The organism is Pseudomonas lactucae (assembly GCF_036688725.1).
Lineage (GTDB): Bacteria > Pseudomonadota > Gammaproteobacteria > Pseudomonadales > Pseudomonadaceae > Aquipseudomonas > Aquipseudomonas lactucae.
Map to the genome: position 1 here is coordinate 127,841 of NZ_JAQQPT010000011.1, position 15,118 is coordinate 142,958.

Annotated in this window: 16 protein-coding genes; 7 read left to right on the forward strand and 9 right to left on the reverse strand. The window is 61.2% G+C overall.

Features of this window, described 5'->3' with window-relative positions:
* Positions 1-26: 26 nt before the first annotated feature.
* The 3 genes from V6M90_RS14560 to V6M90_RS14570 form a co-directional block, all read right to left on the reverse strand.
* Positions 27-953 carry an SdiA-regulated domain-containing protein gene (locus V6M90_RS14560; RefSeq protein WP_042945430.1) on the reverse strand — a complete coding sequence of 309 codons (927 nt, stop codon included), beginning with the start codon at positions 951-953 and terminating at the stop codon, positions 27-29.
* A gap of 198 nt (positions 954-1,151) precedes the next feature.
* The gene (locus V6M90_RS14565) at positions 1,152-1,817 is read right to left on the reverse strand and encodes a fumarylacetoacetate hydrolase family protein (protein ID WP_003176759.1); all 666 of its coding nucleotides are present in this window, start codon (positions 1,815-1,817) and stop codon (positions 1,152-1,154) included.
* 22 nt (positions 1,818-1,839) lie between these two features.
* Positions 1,840-3,234, reverse strand: coding sequence for an FAD-binding oxidoreductase (locus tag V6M90_RS14570; protein WP_042945433.1), 1,395 nt, complete (start codon positions 3,232-3,234; stop codon positions 1,840-1,842).
* A gap of 204 nt (positions 3,235-3,438) precedes the next feature.
* Here V6M90_RS14570 and serA point away from each other — a divergent pair, with 204 nt between their 5' ends.
* The gene (gene serA / locus V6M90_RS14575) at positions 3,439-4,668 is read left to right on the forward strand and encodes a phosphoglycerate dehydrogenase (protein ID WP_003176761.1); all 1,230 of its coding nucleotides are present in this window, start codon (positions 3,439-3,441) and stop codon (positions 4,666-4,668) included.
* A 67-nt stretch (positions 4,669-4,735) separates the two neighbouring features.
* Here serA and V6M90_RS14580 read toward each other — a convergent pair whose 3' ends face one another.
* Positions 4,736-5,176, reverse strand: coding sequence for a DUF4399 domain-containing protein (locus tag V6M90_RS14580; RefSeq protein ID WP_042945436.1), 441 nt, complete (start codon positions 5,174-5,176; stop codon positions 4,736-4,738).
* Between the two features lie 134 nt (positions 5,177-5,310).
* Between V6M90_RS14580 and V6M90_RS14585 the strand changes: the two genes are divergently transcribed.
* Positions 5,311-5,805, forward strand: a complete 495-nt coding sequence (locus V6M90_RS14585; protein ID WP_003176763.1) for a transporter substrate-binding domain-containing protein — start codon at positions 5,311-5,313, stop codon at positions 5,803-5,805.
* A gap of 41 nt (positions 5,806-5,846) precedes the next feature.
* Here the strand turns inward: V6M90_RS14585 and V6M90_RS14590 are convergent, their stop codons facing one another.
* Both V6M90_RS14590 and V6M90_RS14595 read right to left on the reverse strand, forming a co-directional pair.
* A complete protein-coding gene (locus V6M90_RS14590; protein WP_141062887.1) occupies positions 5,847-6,332 on the reverse strand; it encodes a DUF523 domain-containing protein in 486 nt (161 codons plus the stop codon).
* Positions 6,333-6,334: 2 nt separating this feature from the next.
* Positions 6,335-6,967, reverse strand: coding sequence for a 2OG-Fe(II) oxygenase (locus tag V6M90_RS14595; RefSeq protein ID WP_042945439.1), 633 nt, complete (start codon positions 6,965-6,967; stop codon positions 6,335-6,337).
* Between the two features lie 131 nt (positions 6,968-7,098).
* Between V6M90_RS14595 and V6M90_RS14600 the strand changes: the two genes are divergently transcribed.
* A complete protein-coding gene (locus V6M90_RS14600) occupies positions 7,099-7,851 on the forward strand; it encodes a DUF2059 domain-containing protein (protein ID WP_003176766.1) in 753 nt (250 codons plus the stop codon).
* Between the two features lie 23 nt (positions 7,852-7,874).
* On the opposite strand, the gene V6M90_RS14605 is transcribed toward V6M90_RS14600, so the two are convergent.
* Positions 7,875-8,816, reverse strand: coding sequence for a phospholipase BipL (locus tag V6M90_RS14605; RefSeq protein WP_042945441.1), 942 nt, complete (start codon positions 8,814-8,816; stop codon positions 7,875-7,877).
* Between the two features lie 99 nt (positions 8,817-8,915).
* On the opposite strand from V6M90_RS14605, the gene V6M90_RS14610 reads away from it, so the two are divergent.
* Together V6M90_RS14610 and V6M90_RS14615 are read left to right on the forward strand one after the other, a co-directional pair.
* Complete coding sequence (locus V6M90_RS14610) at positions 8,916-9,491, forward strand: DUF6436 domain-containing protein (protein WP_003176768.1); 576 nt, start codon at positions 8,916-8,918, stop codon at positions 9,489-9,491.
* A gap of 31 nt (positions 9,492-9,522) precedes the next feature.
* A complete protein-coding gene (locus V6M90_RS14615) occupies positions 9,523-11,877 on the forward strand; it encodes a penicillin acylase family protein (protein ID WP_003176769.1) in 2,355 nt (784 codons plus the stop codon).
* A gap of 29 nt (positions 11,878-11,906) precedes the next feature.
* Here V6M90_RS14615 and V6M90_RS14620 read toward each other — a convergent pair whose 3' ends face one another.
* Positions 11,907-12,809, reverse strand: coding sequence for an AraC family transcriptional regulator (locus tag V6M90_RS14620; RefSeq protein WP_332846719.1), 903 nt, complete (start codon positions 12,807-12,809; stop codon positions 11,907-11,909).
* Between the two features lie 98 nt (positions 12,810-12,907).
* Between V6M90_RS14620 and V6M90_RS14625 the strand changes: the two genes are divergently transcribed.
* Positions 12,908-13,261: a carboxymuconolactone decarboxylase family protein gene (locus V6M90_RS14625; RefSeq protein ID WP_003176771.1), complete on the forward strand. Its 354-nt coding sequence runs from the start codon at positions 12,908-12,910 to the stop codon at positions 13,259-13,261.
* On the opposite strand, the gene V6M90_RS14630 is transcribed toward V6M90_RS14625, so the two are convergent.
* On the reverse strand, positions 13,239-14,204 hold the full coding sequence (locus V6M90_RS14630) for a GlxA family transcriptional regulator (protein WP_042945447.1): 966 nt from the start codon (positions 14,202-14,204) through the stop codon (positions 13,239-13,241). The genes V6M90_RS14625 and V6M90_RS14630 overlap by 23 nt on opposite strands.
* Before the next feature lie 257 nt (positions 14,205-14,461).
* Between V6M90_RS14630 and V6M90_RS14635 the strand changes: the two genes are divergently transcribed.
* Positions 14,462-15,103: an HD domain-containing protein gene (locus V6M90_RS14635; RefSeq protein ID WP_003176773.1), complete on the forward strand. Its 642-nt coding sequence runs from the start codon at positions 14,462-14,464 to the stop codon at positions 15,101-15,103.
* Positions 15,104-15,118: the final 15 nt, after the last annotated feature.

Sequence of the window (15,118 nt, forward strand, 5' to 3'; positions counted from 1 at the left end):
GAGAACTATCCGACGTAATCGGTGGGCTACTTCTGCTTTTCGAAACGATAGAACAGGTTCGGCTCACTGACCACGTACAGGGTGCCGCTTTCGTCCATGGTCACACCCTCGGCACGCGGGATGGTGTTCTTGAGGCCGTTGAAGCCGCCGAGCAGGGTCATGAAGCTGACTTGTTCGCCCTTCTCGTTCAGCTCCAGCAACAGATGGGAATCGGCCGACAGCACCAACAGGTGTCCGGTGCGCGGGTCGACAGCCAGGGCCGAGAGGTTGCGCATGTCCAGTTCCTTGCTCGCCAGTTTTTGCTTGTCGCCAACCAGGGCCTGGCTGCCATCGCTTTTCCAGGTGAACAACGCCGGCGGGCGCTCTTCGCCCAATACAAGCTGTTGACCGCGCTTGTCCCACGCGACGCCTTCAAACGCTTTGTTCTGGTTTTTGGAGGGGCCCAGGTCGACACTCTGGAAGTCGGCTTTGGTGAGTTGCTGAGTGGTGGCATCGACCTTGACGATGGTCAGGGTGTGCTGGCGCTCATCGACGATTGCCATCAGGCCGTTTTCCATCACCGTCACGCCTTCCGGGTTGTCCCAGCCATTGAGTGGCATCTTGCGCAGCACATCGCCTTGCAGGCTCAACTCAACGAGAAACGGGTTTTTGCCCATCACGGAAAACAGGGTTTTGGTTTGCGGATTGTAGGAGACGTCCGAAGCCTCATCCTTCTCCATACCCGGCAACACCTTGGCGTCGATGACGGCGTGATAGTCCGGCAGCCACACACTTTCGCCGCGTTCGGCGGAAGTTTCAAAACGCTCCAGCACCCAGAGCACACCGCGATCATCCCAATGCATGGCCCAGGCGATGCCGTACACAACGGCGCCGCACAGAAACAGCCAGGAATACCAGCGCAGGGCAAAACGAGAACGCGGCTTAGGGGTGACGGAGGGCAGAGGCAAGGCCATGGGGCGCTTTTTCCGGAAAGTCAGCGTTAGGTGATAGCACAGGAGCAACAGGCCCGCGCGTTCGAGGCTGGGAATTATCCGGATGCCGTGTGAAAAAAATGCAAAACCCGATATATGAAATATACCCGGACCCAATGTGGGAGGGGGCGAATCGTCGCACCGCCCCTCCCATATTTTTAACCGCGTTTTGCCTGATGCTCAGCGAACGACGCTCTCGAAGCGATTCACACCCGACAGTTCCAGCACCAACTCGTCCCCCACATTCAACGGGCCCACGCCGGCCGGGGTGCCGGTGAGAATCACATCGCCGGCCTGCAGCGAGAAGCAGCCGGCCATGTGCTGGATCATCGGCACGATGGGGTTGAGCATCTGCGAACTGTTACCGTCCTGACGCACTTCACCGTTGATGGTCAGGCGGATGCCGATATCGGTGACGTCGGCAAAGGTGCTGCTCACCACAAAAGGTGCAATCACCGCCGCGCCGTCGAAGGACTTGGCGATTTCCCATGGCAGGCCCTTGGCCTTCAACTCGGCTTGCTTGTCGCGCAGGGTCAAATCCAAAGCCGGCGCGAAACCGGAGATGGCATCCAGTACTTCTTCACGGCTTGGCTTGTTCGACAGCGGCTTGCCGATCAATACCGCGATTTCCGCTTCGTAATGCACCGAACCGCGCTCGGTCGGGATGGCAAAACCACCGTCCAGTGGCACCACGCAACTGCCCGGCTTGATGAACAGCAACGGCTCGGTCGGCACCGGGTTGTCCAGTTCCTTGGCATGTTCGGCGTAGTTACGCCCAATGCACACCACTTTACCCACCGGGAAATGGATGTTGGTGCCGTCGACGTACTTGTGCTGGTAGCTCATGAAACGACTCCTTCAGAGGCGATTAAACAGCGAAGATTTTGCCAGGGTTCATGATCCCGTTCGGATCGAACACCGCTTTGACGGCCTTCATGTATTCGATTTCAGCCGGGGAGCGGCTGTAGGTCAGGTAATCGCGCTTGGTCATGCCCACGCCGTGTTCGGCGGAGATCGAGCCGTTGTACTTCTCGACGGTCTCGAACACCCACTTGTTCACGGTGGCGCACTTGGCGAAGAACTCGTCCTTGCTCAGGTTTTCCGGCTTGAGGATGTTCAGGTGCAGGTTGCCGTCACCGATATGGCCGAACCAGACGATTTCGAAGTCCGGATAGTGTTCGCCGACGATGGCGTCAATTTCCTTCAAGAACGCCGGCACTTTGGAGACGGTGACCGAGATGTCGTTCTTGTACGGTGTCCAGTGGGAGATGGTCTCGGAGATGTACTCGCGCAGCTTCCACAGGTTGTGCAGTTGGGTTTCGCTCTGGCTCATCACGCCATCCAGCACCCAGCCCTGCTCGACGCAGTGCTCGAAGGTTTCCAGGGCGTGGTTGGCGACTTCTTCGGTGGTGGCCTCGAATTCCAGCAGCGCGTAGAACGGGCACTCGGTTTCAAACGGCGCCGGCACATCGCCACGGCCGAGGACTTTGGCCAGGGCCTTGTCCGAGAAAAATTCGAAGGCTGTCAGGTCCAGCTTGCTCTGGAAGGCGTGCAGCACCGGCATGATCGAGTCGAAATCGGTGGTGCCCAGCACCATGGCGGTGAGGTTTTTCGGCGCACGGTCCAGGCGCATGGTCGCTTCGACCACAAAACCCAGGGTGCCTTCGGCGCCGATGAACAGCTGGCGCATGTCGTAGCCGGTGGCGTTCTTGATCAGGTCGCGGTTCAGTTCCAGCACATCGCCCTTGCCGGTGACGACTTTCATGCCGGCTACCCAGTTACGGGTCATGCCGTAGCGAATCACCTTGATCCCGCCGGCATTGGTGCCGATATTGCCGCCAATCTGGCTGGAACCGGACGATGCGAAGTCCACCGGGTAGTACAGGCCGTTTTCTTCGGCGACGTTCTGCAATTGCTTGGTGACCACGCCTGGCTGGCACACAGCGGTGCGGTCGGTGAGGTTCACGTCGAGGATCTGGTTCATATAGTCGAAGGACACAACCACTTCGCCATTGGCCGCCACCGCCGCAGCCGACAGCCCGGTACGCCCGCCCGACGGCACCAGCGCCACCTTGCGTTCATTGGCCCAACGCACAATGGCCTGCACCTGTTCGATGGTCTTGGGGAAGACGATGGCGGTTGGCGCGGGTGCGAAGTGCTTGGTCCAATCCTTGCCGTAAGCCTCCAGGGAGTCGGCGTCGGTCAGCACTTTGCCGGGCTCAACCAGGGTCTTTAGCTCATCAATCAGGGCAGGATGGGTCATCGACAGAACTCTCGAACAATTCATGGTCATCCTGAGAACGCTTCACGTCGCAGGAATGAGTGTTAGCGGGGCGCGTATGCTAGCATACCGCCCCCGCAGGACAGAGCCCAAGGGCGTTTCTGCGGTGACGGCTTTCCTGCCGTCCGGGTCAGCTTAAGTGATCCGACTCCCTGCCATTTTTCTCCGGGATACAGGTTTACGCAGATGAGCAAGACTTCTCTCGATAAGAGCAAGATCAAGTTCCTTCTTCTGGAAGGCGTCCACCCATCGGCTGTCGACGTTCTGAAAGCCGCCGGGTACACCAGCATTGAGTACATCACCAGTTCTCTGCCGGAAGCCCAGCTCAAGGAAAAGATCGCCGACGCGCACTTCATCGGCATTCGCTCCCGCACTCAGCTGACCGAAGAAATCTTCGATCACGCCAAGAAACTCGTGGCAGTTGGCTGTTTCTGCATCGGCACCAACCAGGTCGACCTCAACGCGGCGCGCGAGCGCGGCATCGCGGTGTTCAACGCACCGTACTCCAACACCCGTTCCGTTGCGGAGCTGGTATTGGCCGAGGCCATCCTGCTGCTGCGCGGTATCCCTGAGAAGAACGCTTCCTGCCATCGTGGCGGCTGGATCAAAAGCGCGGCCAACTCCTTCGAAATCCGCGGCAAGAAGCTGGGTATCGTCGGTTACGGCTCGATCGGCACGCAGCTTTCGGTACTCGCTGAAGGCTTGGGCATGCAGGTGTTCTTCTACGACACCCTGACCAAGCTGCCATTGGGCAACGCCACGCAAGTGTCGAGCCTGACCGAGCTGCTGGGCATGTCCGACATCGTTACCCTGCACGTTCCGGAAACCGCCGAGACCCAGTGGATGATCGGCGAAAAGGAAATCCGCGCCATCAAGAAAGGCGGCATCCTGATCAACGCTGCACGCGGCACCGTGGTCGAACTGGACGCCCTGGCCGACGCGATCAAGGACAAGCACCTGATCGGCGCCGCCATCGACGTGTTCCCGGTGGAGCCACGCTCCAACGATGACATTTTCGAAAGCCCGCTGCGTGGCCTGGACAATGTGATCCTGACCCCGCACATCGGCGGCTCCACCGCTGAGGCGCAGGCCAACATCGGCCTGGAAGTCTCGGAAAAACTGGTCAAGTACAGCGACAACGGTACTTCGGTATCGTCGGTGAACTTCCCGGAAGTGGCCCTGCCGGCTCACCCTGGCAAGCACCGCCTGCTGCACATCCACCAGAACATTCCTGGTGTGATGATGGAGATCAACAAAGTCTTCGCGGAAAACGGCATCAACATCTCCGGTCAGTTCCTGCAGACCAACGAGAAGGTCGGCTACGTGGTGATCGACGTCGACGCCGAGTACTCGGACCTGGCGCAAGAGAAGCTGCAGCACATCAACGGCACTATCCGCAGCCGCGTGTTGTTCTAACGCTTTAAACGCCGCACAAAAAATGGGAGACCCGCGGGGGGCTCCCATTTTTTTGTCTGGATAACGCTTACTTGACGATCACCGTGATGACTTTCGAGGCGACTGTCGGGTTGAACTGCATGTGCAGTTTGTCACCGGCCACCAGTTGCAAGGTGTGCTTGCCTGGGGTCAGGGTCAGTTCGGTTTCGGTCTGGGCCTTGCCGTAGTGGATCACAGTGTCGGTGGCCGGGATCGGCAGGCTGGCGTCAGGCAGCTCTTTTTGGTCGATCAGCAGGTGATGGTGGCCGGTGCCGGCGGTCTGGTCAGTGGCCGGGGCCAGCTTCAAGCCTTCCATGCCGAATTTCACGGTGAAGGTTTTATCGACAGTGGCGCCGTCCTTGGGCGACACGATAAACACTTTGGCGCCTTCAGGCGGTGCACTGCGCGGGATGCCGTCGGCGGCAGTGGCCAACATCGAAGCACCCAGCAGCAGGCTGGCAATCGTTGCACGGGACAAAAGGGCTTTCATTCGCTTCTCCAGTTTTTCTGTGAAATCTGTAGGGTTATGACAACTTCGCGATAATTTGCTGTCCAAGGCACTCACCACCCTAGCAAAGCGATGCTGAACGGCGCCTCGCACATTCGAATTCTTTAGGAGTGACCATGCGCTTTTCGCCTGGCCTGTTACTTTTGCTACCCCTTCTGAGCCCCTTGGCTTATGCCGAACTGATCGACGATGTGAATGATCGCGGTGAACTGCGCATTGCCCTTGAAGCCAACACCCCGCCCTACAATTTCAAGGAAAGCGACAAACTCACTGGCTTTGAAGTCGAGCTGGGTGAACTGCTGGCAAAGGAAATGGACGTGCGCTCCTCGTTTATCACCACCGATGAGGCCGACCTGCTCCCCGGTGTAGCCACCGGCAAATATGACGTGGCCATCAACCATATCGCTAAGACTGCCGAGCTTGAGGATCAGTTCGATTTCAGCGCGGTTTATCACGAGAAACCTGAGCTGGCGATCCCGTTCCAGAAGGGCAACCCGGCGTTCAAGAGCAGTTTGGACGGGGCGTTGAAGCGGGTGAAGGACGATGGCCGGCTGAAGACGCTGTCGCAGAAGTGGTTTGAGGGAACAACACCGGTGGATCAGTCTGAGTAGATCCAAATGTGGGAGGGGGCTTGCTCCCTCCCACATCTGATCTACGCAAGACTTGAGAGATGGACTGCCGCCTCGGGCAACTCCAGCTCACTGAACACCTGCACGCCGTGGCGCCTGAGCAGGGCCGCCGTAACGCCTTCGCCAGTCACCTTCACGCCGCTGAAGGTGCCGTCATACGTCAGCAGGTTGCCGCAGGACGGGCTGTTGGCCTTGAGGATGGCGATACGGATGTTGTGGCGTTGCACCAGCGCCAAGGCCTGGCGAGCGCCGTCGAGAAAGGCGGCACTGAAGTCTTCGCCCTCGGCGGTGAGTACTTTGGCGCGCGCCTGCCACACCTCGACGCCCTGCCCACCGAGAATCTCGGCAGCGGGCCTGGGCGTTGGCAAGCCGCCCGCCACTTCCGGGCAGATCGCAACCACGCGGCCTTCGGCCTGCCACGCCGCCAGTTGATCGAACGGCCCACTGGCGCCGCCGTCATAGCGCACTTTGTGTCCGAGCAAGCAGCGGCTGACCAGTATCTTTTGCATGTTTAAAAGGGCTCGTTGCCCCGCCGACGAAACCAGCCGGTGAGGGACAGGCGTTCGCGCGTCGCAGGCATGACTTCGTGGGGCACTTCCCCGGACAGGAACACCACCAGGCATCCCCCCGTGGGCACTACATCGTATTCAACGCCGTCCTTGAGGTACATACGCAACTGGCCACCCTGTTCGGGCAGCCAGGCGTCGTTCAAGTAGACCACTGCCGACACCGTGCGCCGGTCATCGTCACGAAAGCGGTCCAGGTGCCTGAGATAGAACGACCCTGGCGGGTACAGGGCGAAGTGGCTTTCGAAATCTTCCAGGCCGAGGAACAAGTCACGGTTCATCGCCAGGCGCAGGCTGTCCATCAATGCCATATAGGTCCCGCAGACGGCGGCATCATCCTCTTCCAGCCACTGGATATGATCGCCGCGAATGCCCTCGCGAATCTCCTGGGCCGGGCCACGCCCTACTGCCGCCGGGGCCAACTCACCTTCAGCTGCACGTTTACGGCACTCAGCCGCCAGTTCCAGGGTCAGAGCCTGGGGCAGGAAGCCGTTTTGCTGCGACCAGCCTTTTTCGGCGAGGTCGTCGACAATGCGTTGCAGCAGAGGGTGATCAAGGGGTATGTGCATGGCGCGCATAGTATCCATACACCCATAAATCCGACAGCGCCGTCGAGCACCCCAACACACTTTAGTCAGGTGACTGATAGGACTTCTCGACAAATCCTACGCCCGACACGGACAATAGTGGCCGACTGACAGGAGTCCATATGCGTCGTTTGTTTTTTTCCTTGCTGATGTTCTGCGTTTTGCCCGCTTGGGCAGACGGCCATGACCAGTTGTACAAGGTCGCCGGCTGGGCCGAACAACGTGCGCATTTCAATGACGCCCTGAGTGCCGCCCAGCAGCGCTACCGCAATAGCCTGCCGCCGGCGGTGTATCAGGCGCTGGTGGACAACAGCAATACACGCTTTGCCGCACAAGCCATGGACCAACGGGCCGAAGCGCAGCTGCGCAAGCACCTGGCGGACCCCGCACCCGCCCTCGCGTTCTTCCAGTCGCCGCTGGGCCGCAAGATCGTTGCCGCCGAGTTGCTCGCCACCCGCCGCGACCAATTGGCGAAAAACGCCCAGGGCCTGCCGAAAATCCAGGCCGACGCCACCCGCAGCCTGATCATCGGCCACCTGGCCCAGGCCCTGCCCGCCCGCGAAGCCGGCGCAGAGGTGAGCCTGGCGATTGCCGGTGTGGCCGCTGACAGTTTGAGCCAGATGATCCCGGGCCTGTTGGGCGGCGGTCAGGCACAGGGCATGTTGAATGGTCAACGCGAGCGGTTGATGCAGCAGATCGGCAATGATCTGAACAACACGCTGCTGTACGTCTATCGGGATTTGTCCGATCCGGAGCTGGAAGAATTCGCAACGTTTGCGGAGTCACCGGAGGGTAAGGCGTATTACCAGGCGGCGCTGGCGGCGATTCGTGCAGGCTTGGCCGTGGGCCAGAGCACTTCAAGCCTGACGCAGTAACCCCCTCCCACATTTGGATTGTGTTACTTCAGTTGATCCGTGAGAAAGCTGAAATATTCATCGCGAATTTGCGCAATCTCATTCGCCAAATGGTGCCGACCGCGCTTGAGCATCAACACCTCAGGCTGATCAAACTTACTCCGCAACACCCGCAAATTGTGCTGCCAGTCCACCGTCATATCTTCCTCGCCCTGCACGATCACTGGCCGCCGGGGGCTGCGCGGTGCGGCTTCAATCCGCTTGATCCAGCGCAACAGCGCGCCCACCCAGGCGGTGGGCAGTTGGCGCGGCTGCAGCGGGTCGGCCTCCAGAAAGGGTTTGAATGCAGGGTCGTTGGTGTTCTCGCTGAACCGCCGCGCAATACCGTTGACGAACGGCCGCAGCAGGTAATAACTCACTTGCGACCAGCCCCAGGCACGTGGGCGTACCAGCGGCGATAACAGGAAGGTCTTGCCCTGGGCCGGGCTGTCGGCGCCATGGTGGAGCAAATGATCCACCACCACCGCGCCGCCGGTGCTCTGCCCAAACAGGTGCCAGGGCTGCGGCAGTTGCAGTGCCTGGGCCTGGGCGAACAGCGCCTGCACCACGTTCTGGTACACCGCAAAATCATCGATGCTGGCCCGTGCGCCGCTGGACAAACCATGGCCCGGCAGGTCGCAGGCGATCACCACGAAGCCCTGGTCCAAGGCCCAGTCCACCACATGGCGGTACAGGCCCATATGGTCGTAGAAACCGTGGAACATGAACATCGTCGCCACTGGAGCGGGTGGCGACCACACCTGTGCCACCACCTCGAACCCATCCACCTCGAAACGCCCCAGGCGGCTTGTGGCCGGCACCTTGCGCGCCGTCAGATCCAATCCATAAAAGCGCTGATAGACCCGCGCCTCGGCGCTGAGCGGTTGCGCATCCACCAGGGGTCGCAAGCTGTCGCGCAGATGATCGGGGTCAAAAGTGACGGGCATAAAGGCTTCCAGACTGACGGTGAAGATGAATATCGAGCTGCGATATTCATCTGTCGAGGCAAGCATGGCAAGCTACGCGACCTGCGAGGATAGATCCGAATGCGACAGCCTTACCGTACCACCCTGTTCGCCAGCCTGATCCTGCTCCTCTGCGCCGGTGTGCTGTGGGCCGCGTATGACTGGTTCCAGGGCCGCTACCTGCGCGCCTTCAGCGAACACACCGCGGTGTTTTCCGGAGACCCCTTGACGCTGCCCGCCGAGCTCGCCGGCCCAGGCCCGATCCGCCTGGTGCATTTCTGGGACCCGGCCTGCCCGTGCAATGTCGGCAACCAGCAGCACTTGGGCGAGCTGATCGAGCAGTACGCCCCCCAGGGGGTCGACTTCTATGCCCTGCGAAAACCCGGCAGCCACGGCCAATTGCCTGACAACCTTCGTAACATGAAAATCCTCACCGCCCTGCCCGGCGCCGACCAAGTGCCGGCCAGCCCTGCCGTGGGCATCTGGGACCGTTCGGGCAAGCTTGCGTATTTCGGGCCCTACAGCGAAGGATTGACGTGCAACGCCAATAACAGCTTTATAGAACCGATCTTGAAAGCCCTTGCCGCCGGGCGCGAGGTGAATGCCACGCACACCCTGGCGGTGGGCTGTTATTGTTCGTGGCCCAAAGGGGAGTAGCCCGCGGTCCCCATCCAGGTAAGGAAAGTTCATGAAGCGCGTCTTGCGGATTCTCGCAGTCCTGCTGGTGCTGATCGCCCTCGGCGCCGGCTGGTACGTCTACAGCAAGCAACCGACCCGACAGGGCACGGTCATGCTGGCCAATCTGCAAGGCTCGGTCACCGTGCGCTATGACGACCGTGGCGTCCCGCATATCCGTGCCGAGAGCGAGACCGACCTGTATCGCGCGCTCGGCTACGTGCAGGCCCAGGACCGTCTGTTCCAGATGGAGATCATGCGGCGCCTGGCGCGTGGCGAACTGGCCGAGGTGCTGGGGCCCAAGCTGCTGGAGACCGACAAGCTGTTTCGCAGCCTGCGCATACGTGAGCGCGCCTTGAGCTACGTCGAACACATGGACCACGAGTCCCCCGCGTGGAAGGCTCTGCAAGCCTATCTGGACGGTATCAATCAGTATCAGGACAGCCACGTCAGCCCGATGGAGTTCGACGTGCTGGGCATCCCCAAGCGCCGATTCACCGCCGAAGACACCATCAGCGTCGCCGGTTACCTGGCCTACAGTTTTGCCGCCGCGTTTCGTACCGAGCCGTTGCTGACTTACATACGCGATCAATTGGGCAGCGATTACCTGAAAGTCTTCGACCTCGACTGGCAACCCAAAGGTGCGTTGAACCTGGCCGCCAGCGACTGGCAAACCCTTGGCGCCCTTGCAGCCCTGAGCGACCAGGCCCTGGCCGACAATGGCTTGCCGCAGTTCGAAGGCAGCAACGCCTGGGCCATCAGCGGCAGCCGCACCAAAAGCGGCAAACCATTGCTGGCGGGCGATCCGCATATTCGCTTCTCGGTGCCATCGGTATGGTACGAAGCCCAACTGTCGGCGCCGGGCTTCGAGCTGTATGGCTATCACAACGCGCTGGTGCCGGTGGCGTTCCTGGGGCACAACCTGGACTTCGGCTGGAGCCTGACCATGTTCCAGAACGACGACCTCGACCTGATCGCTGAAAAGGTCAACCCGGCCAACCCCAACCAGGTCTGGTACCACGACCAGTGGGTCGACATGACCAGCAGCGAACAACAGATCGCGGTGAAGGGCCAGGCACCGGTCACGCTTACCCTGCGCCGGTCGCCCCACGGGCCGATCATCAATGACGTACTCGGCGAGAACGCCGGCAACACGCCAATCGCCATGTGGTGGGCGTTCCTCGACACCCAGAACCCGATCCTCGAAGGTTTCTACCAGCTCAACCGCGCCGATACCCTGGCCAAGGCCCGGGCGGCCGCGGCCAAGGTCTCCGCTCCTGGGTTGAATATCGTATGGGCCAATGCCAAGGGCGATATCGGCTGGTGGGCAGCGGCGCAATTGCCAATCCGCCCGGCCGGCGCCAACCCGGGGTTTATCCTCGACGGTAGCACCGCCCAGGCCGACAAGCTGGGCTTCTACCCCTTCAGTGCCAACCCTCAGGAAGAGAACCCGGCGCGCGGTTATGTGGTATCGGCCAATGCCCAGCCCGTATCGCCCGCCGGCATTGAGATCCCCGGCTATTACAACCTGGCCGACCGAGGCCAGCAGTTGAACGCGCAATTGAGCGACAAAAGCGTGAAGTGGGACGTGAACAACAGCCAGGCCTTGCAACTGGGCACCACCACCGCCTTCGGCCCGCGCCTGCTGGCGCCGCTGTTGCCGGTGCTGCGCGAAGTGGTCAAGGACCCGGCGCAGCGCAAACTGGTGGAACAGCTTGCAAGCTGGAAGGGTGACTACCCGCTGGATTCCATCAGCGCCACGCTGTTCAACCAGTTCCTGTTCAACCTGACCGATGCCGCCTTCCACCCCAAGCTTGGCGACAACCTGTTCAAGACCCTGCTCGGCACCCGCGTGATCGACGCCGCCCTGCCCCGCCTGGCCGCCGATCCGGCCTCGCCCTGGTGGGACGGCAAACGCGCCGACGCCGTCAAGCTCGCCTGGGACAACAGCCTCGCGCATCTCAAGGCCACGTTCGGCGACGATCCCGCCCAATGGCAATGGGGCACGGCGCATACCCTCACCCATGGCCATCCATTGGGTTCACAAACGCCCTTGGACATGATCTTCAATGTTGGCCCCTTCCCGGCCCCCGGCACCCACGAAGTACCGAACAACCAGTCGGCCGCTATCGGCCCGGCACCGTGGCCGGTGACCTATGGCCCCTCGACTCGCCGCCTGATCGACTTCGCCGACGCGGCCCACGCCTTGACCATCAACCCGGTGGGGCAAAGCGGTGTGCCGTTTGACCGCCACTACGGCGACCAGGCGCAAACCTACATCGAGGGCGGTTACGAACAGGCACACTTCACTGATGAGGAAGTCACCGCGAACGCCCGTGGCACGTTAAAGCTGCTGCCTGCCCGCTAACCCTACCTTTGGGAGCGGCGTCGAGGCGACTACCGCGCCCGCAAACGCCCCGGCGCCTCGCCGTAGATCTCCTTGAATTTCTTGCTGAACGCCGCCTGGGACTGGTAACCCACCTGGGCGGCGATATCCAGCAGGCTCAGGTGTGACTGGTGCAGCAGGTTGAACGCCAGCTCCATGCGTAACCGCGTCAGCAGCACCCACGGCGATACATCCGCGACGTTGACAAACGCTCGCATAAACGTGGCCCGCGACATGCTGGCAGCTTCGGCCAGGCTGTCGATGCTCCACGCGTGCCCGGGATCGGCCAGCATCATCTGCAAGGCCTTGCTCAGGCGTTTGTCGACGAGCAGCCCGAGCGTGCCCGCCAGCGGCGTCTCGCGGGCCAGCCAGCCGCGCAGGATCAGGGTAAACAACGCCGACGACAGCGCATCGATAAAGGTCCGGGCACCCAGTTGCTGGCCGTCCGCCTCACTGCGCAGCAAGGCGATCAAGGCCGCCAGTTGCCCGTCGGCCTGCCATTGACGGCTGGACACCACCAGAAACTGCGGCAACGCCGCGAACAACAGCGACTGGCGGTTGTAGTGAAAGCTGCCGCAGAGCATGTCCACCTCCGGCCGGTCGCCGCCCAGGCGATGAATCGGCAGCAACCCGCCGTCGATCACCCGCGGCTGCATCGGCCGAATCCGTGCGCCCTGGCTGCGCAGTAAATGCGTGGCACCGCCGGGCATCAGCAGGATATCGCCCTCCTCCAGGGTCACCTGTTGCCCGCTCGATAACTCGGCGCGGCAAGTGCCGCTGAGCACGATGTGATACGGCGCCACGCCGAGGTTTTCCGGCGCATGGTCCAGTGCCCACTCGCCCTGGAACTGGCAGCGCAAATCCAGACTGCCGCGCAGGTTGGCCAGCGCGATAAGGGTGTCGATCGAGTTCATTGCGAGCATCGGTCAAAAAGATGAGCGGATTGAACAATAACGCGAATCCCGAACGGCACACACTGGCTTCACACCCAACCTGTTCAGGAGTAACCGCAATGTTCAATAACTGGTCCGACTTGCTGCCTACCGTGAAGAAAGCCTTTGGCGCGCTGGGCAAGAGCAACCCGAAGATGGTCAAAGCCTACATGGCGCTGGGCGAAGCCGCCGAGGAAAACAACGTACTCGACGCCAAGACCCGTGAGCTGATCTCCATAGCCGTGGCCATCACCACCCGCTGCGACGGCTGCATCGGCGTGCATGCCGACGCCGCGATCAAGGCCGGCGCCACCCGCGAAGAAGTCGCCGCCACCCTCGCCACCGCGATCTCACTGAACGCCGGCGCGGCGTACATCTACTCGCTGCGCGCGCTGGAAGCCTACGACACGCTCAAACCGGCGCCGCAAAATTGAGCCTGAACTGTTGCGGTGTCACGCCCAGCCGGCGATTGAACACACTGCGCATGTGCTGGGCATCGCGAAAGCCACATTGATAGGCAACGGTTTTCAGCGGCGCGTGGGGGCTTTCGAGCATCACTCGCGCCGCGTCCACCCGTGCTCTTTCGACAAACTCTGCTGGCGTGATGCGTGCCTCGCGGGCAAACACTCGGGAGAAATTGCGTGCGCTCATATTGGCTGCCTTGGCCAGGTCGCCGATGGTCAGGTCGCCCGTCAGGTTTGCCAATACATACAATTGCACCCGCGCTACCGCCGAGGTGGTTTCGGCGTGGGGCGAAAGAAACGGGCTGAACTGCGACTGCCCACCCGAACGCTGGGTGAACACCACCAGGCGCTTGGCCACGCTCAAGGCCACTTCCGGGCCATGGTCCTGGGCCAGCAGGTAAAGCGACAAGTCGATGCCCGCCGTCACCCCGGCCGAGGTATAGAGGTTGCCGTCCTGGATGTAGAGACGGTCGGCGTCGACCTGAGCCGAGGGGCACAGGCGCGCCAGGCCCGGCGCATCATTCCAATGCGTCGTGACGGTTTTTCCATCCAGTAACCCGGCGCGCGCCAGCGTGAAGGCGCCGTTGCAGATCGAACCGAAACGCCGTGCCCGAGCGGCGGCGCCACGCAGCCAATCGTCGAATTGAGCGCCGAAATCCTCGAACGGCAGTTGCGGGCCGCCGGCCACCAGCAACAGGTCGTAGGCCTGCAGGGCTTCGCTGTAATGCCTATGAGCCTGCAAGGACAAACCATTGGAAGCGGCCATGCTGCCATGCCCGAAGCCGATGACTTCCAGTTGGTAATGGTCTTGCGGCGCCAGGAAGCGGTTGGCCTCGCAGAACACGTCCATGGGCCCGGTCACATCCAGTGACTGGACGCCGGGGAAGATCAGGATGGCGACAGCCTTGTGCATGCTCACAAATACCTTTACCTGACTGAATAGAGGCAAAACACCTGTGGGAGCGGGCTTGCTCGCGAATGCGGTTGTTCAGTCAACACATGCATTAACTGACATACCGCTTTCGCGAGCAAGCCCGCTCCCACAATGATCTCCTTTGAGCGTTCCACTTGGCACGATGTGGCGGCAGATTGGCCGGGATCGCACCCTCGTCGCCATGGCCGCTTCGTGGGCGCGCGACCAGACTGGCTACTTTCCAGAGGAGAACCACCATGAGCACCACCATCGCCGGTATCAAGATCCCTGACAGCGCCCTGGCCAAGGCCACCACCGAGTACATTCGCGACATCGAATCCGACCTGCTCTACCACCACTCACGCCGAGTCTTTCTGTTCGGTGCATTGAGCGGTGAACGCAAGCAGTTGGCCTACAACCCCGAGTTGCTCTACGTCGGCGCGATGTTCCATGACCTTGGCCTGGTGGCAGGTCATCGCAGTGACAACGACCGCTTCGAAGTGGACGGCGCCAACGCGGCAGCGGCGTTCCTCAGGCCTTACGGGTTGAGCGATGACGATATCGAACAAGTGTGGCTATCCATCGCTCTGCACACCACGCCCGGCGTACCGCAATACTTGCGCCCAACGGTAGCCCTGGTAACCGCGGGCGTCGAGATGGATGTGCTGGGCATGGACTACGCCGCGTTTACCACCGAGCAGCGTCAAGCCGTGGTGCATGCGCATCCACGCGGCGAAGGGTTCAAGGAGTGCATCATCTGCGCCTTTGCCGACGGTTTACGCCATCGCCCGCAGACTACGTTCGGTAACGTGAAGACCGATGTGCTGGTGGATCAGGAGCCGGGGTTCAAGCCGATGAATTTTGTGCAGGTGATTCGCAAGTCGCCGTGGGCTGCATAACCACTCTGGAATGCG

What these genes read in the sequence shown, in the direction of transcription:
- V6M90_RS14560 (WP_042945430.1), bottom strand. Translation starts at nt 953, where the DNA reads ATGGCCTTGCCTCTGCCCTCCGTCACCCCTAAGCCGCGTTCTCGTTTT.
- V6M90_RS14565 (WP_003176759.1), bottom strand. Translation starts at nt 1,817, where the DNA reads ATGAGCTACCAGCACAAGTACGTCGACGGCACCAACATCCATTTCCCG.
- V6M90_RS14570 (WP_042945433.1), bottom strand. Translation starts at nt 3,234, where the DNA reads ATGACCCATCCTGCCCTGATTGATGAGCTAAAGACCCTGGTTGAGCCC.
- serA (WP_003176761.1), top strand. Translation starts at nt 3,439, where the DNA reads ATGAGCAAGACTTCTCTCGATAAGAGCAAGATCAAGTTCCTTCTTCTG.
- V6M90_RS14580 (WP_042945436.1), bottom strand. Translation starts at nt 5,176, where the DNA reads ATGAAAGCCCTTTTGTCCCGTGCAACGATTGCCAGCCTGCTGCTGGGT.
- V6M90_RS14585 (WP_003176763.1), top strand. Translation starts at nt 5,311, where the DNA reads ATGCGCTTTTCGCCTGGCCTGTTACTTTTGCTACCCCTTCTGAGCCCC.
- V6M90_RS14590 (WP_141062887.1), bottom strand. Translation starts at nt 6,332, where the DNA reads ATGCAAAAGATACTGGTCAGCCGCTGCTTGCTCGGACACAAAGTGCGC.
- V6M90_RS14595 (WP_042945439.1), bottom strand. Translation starts at nt 6,967, where the DNA reads ATGCGCGCCATGCACATACCCCTTGATCACCCTCTGCTGCAACGCATT.
- V6M90_RS14600 (WP_003176766.1), top strand. Translation starts at nt 7,099, where the DNA reads ATGCGTCGTTTGTTTTTTTCCTTGCTGATGTTCTGCGTTTTGCCCGCT.
- V6M90_RS14605 (WP_042945441.1), bottom strand. Translation starts at nt 8,816, where the DNA reads ATGCCCGTCACTTTTGACCCCGATCATCTGCGCGACAGCTTGCGACCC.
- V6M90_RS14610 (WP_003176768.1), top strand. Translation starts at nt 8,916, where the DNA reads ATGCGACAGCCTTACCGTACCACCCTGTTCGCCAGCCTGATCCTGCTC.
- V6M90_RS14615 (WP_003176769.1), top strand. Translation starts at nt 9,523, where the DNA reads ATGAAGCGCGTCTTGCGGATTCTCGCAGTCCTGCTGGTGCTGATCGCC.
- V6M90_RS14620 (WP_332846719.1), bottom strand. Translation starts at nt 12,809, where the DNA reads ATGAACTCGATCGACACCCTTATCGCGCTGGCCAACCTGCGCGGCAGT.
- V6M90_RS14625 (WP_003176771.1), top strand. Translation starts at nt 12,908, where the DNA reads ATGTTCAATAACTGGTCCGACTTGCTGCCTACCGTGAAGAAAGCCTTT.
- V6M90_RS14630 (WP_042945447.1), bottom strand. Translation starts at nt 14,204, where the DNA reads ATGCACAAGGCTGTCGCCATCCTGATCTTCCCCGGCGTCCAGTCACTG.
- V6M90_RS14635 (WP_003176773.1), top strand. Translation starts at nt 14,462, where the DNA reads ATGAGCACCACCATCGCCGGTATCAAGATCCCTGACAGCGCCCTGGCC.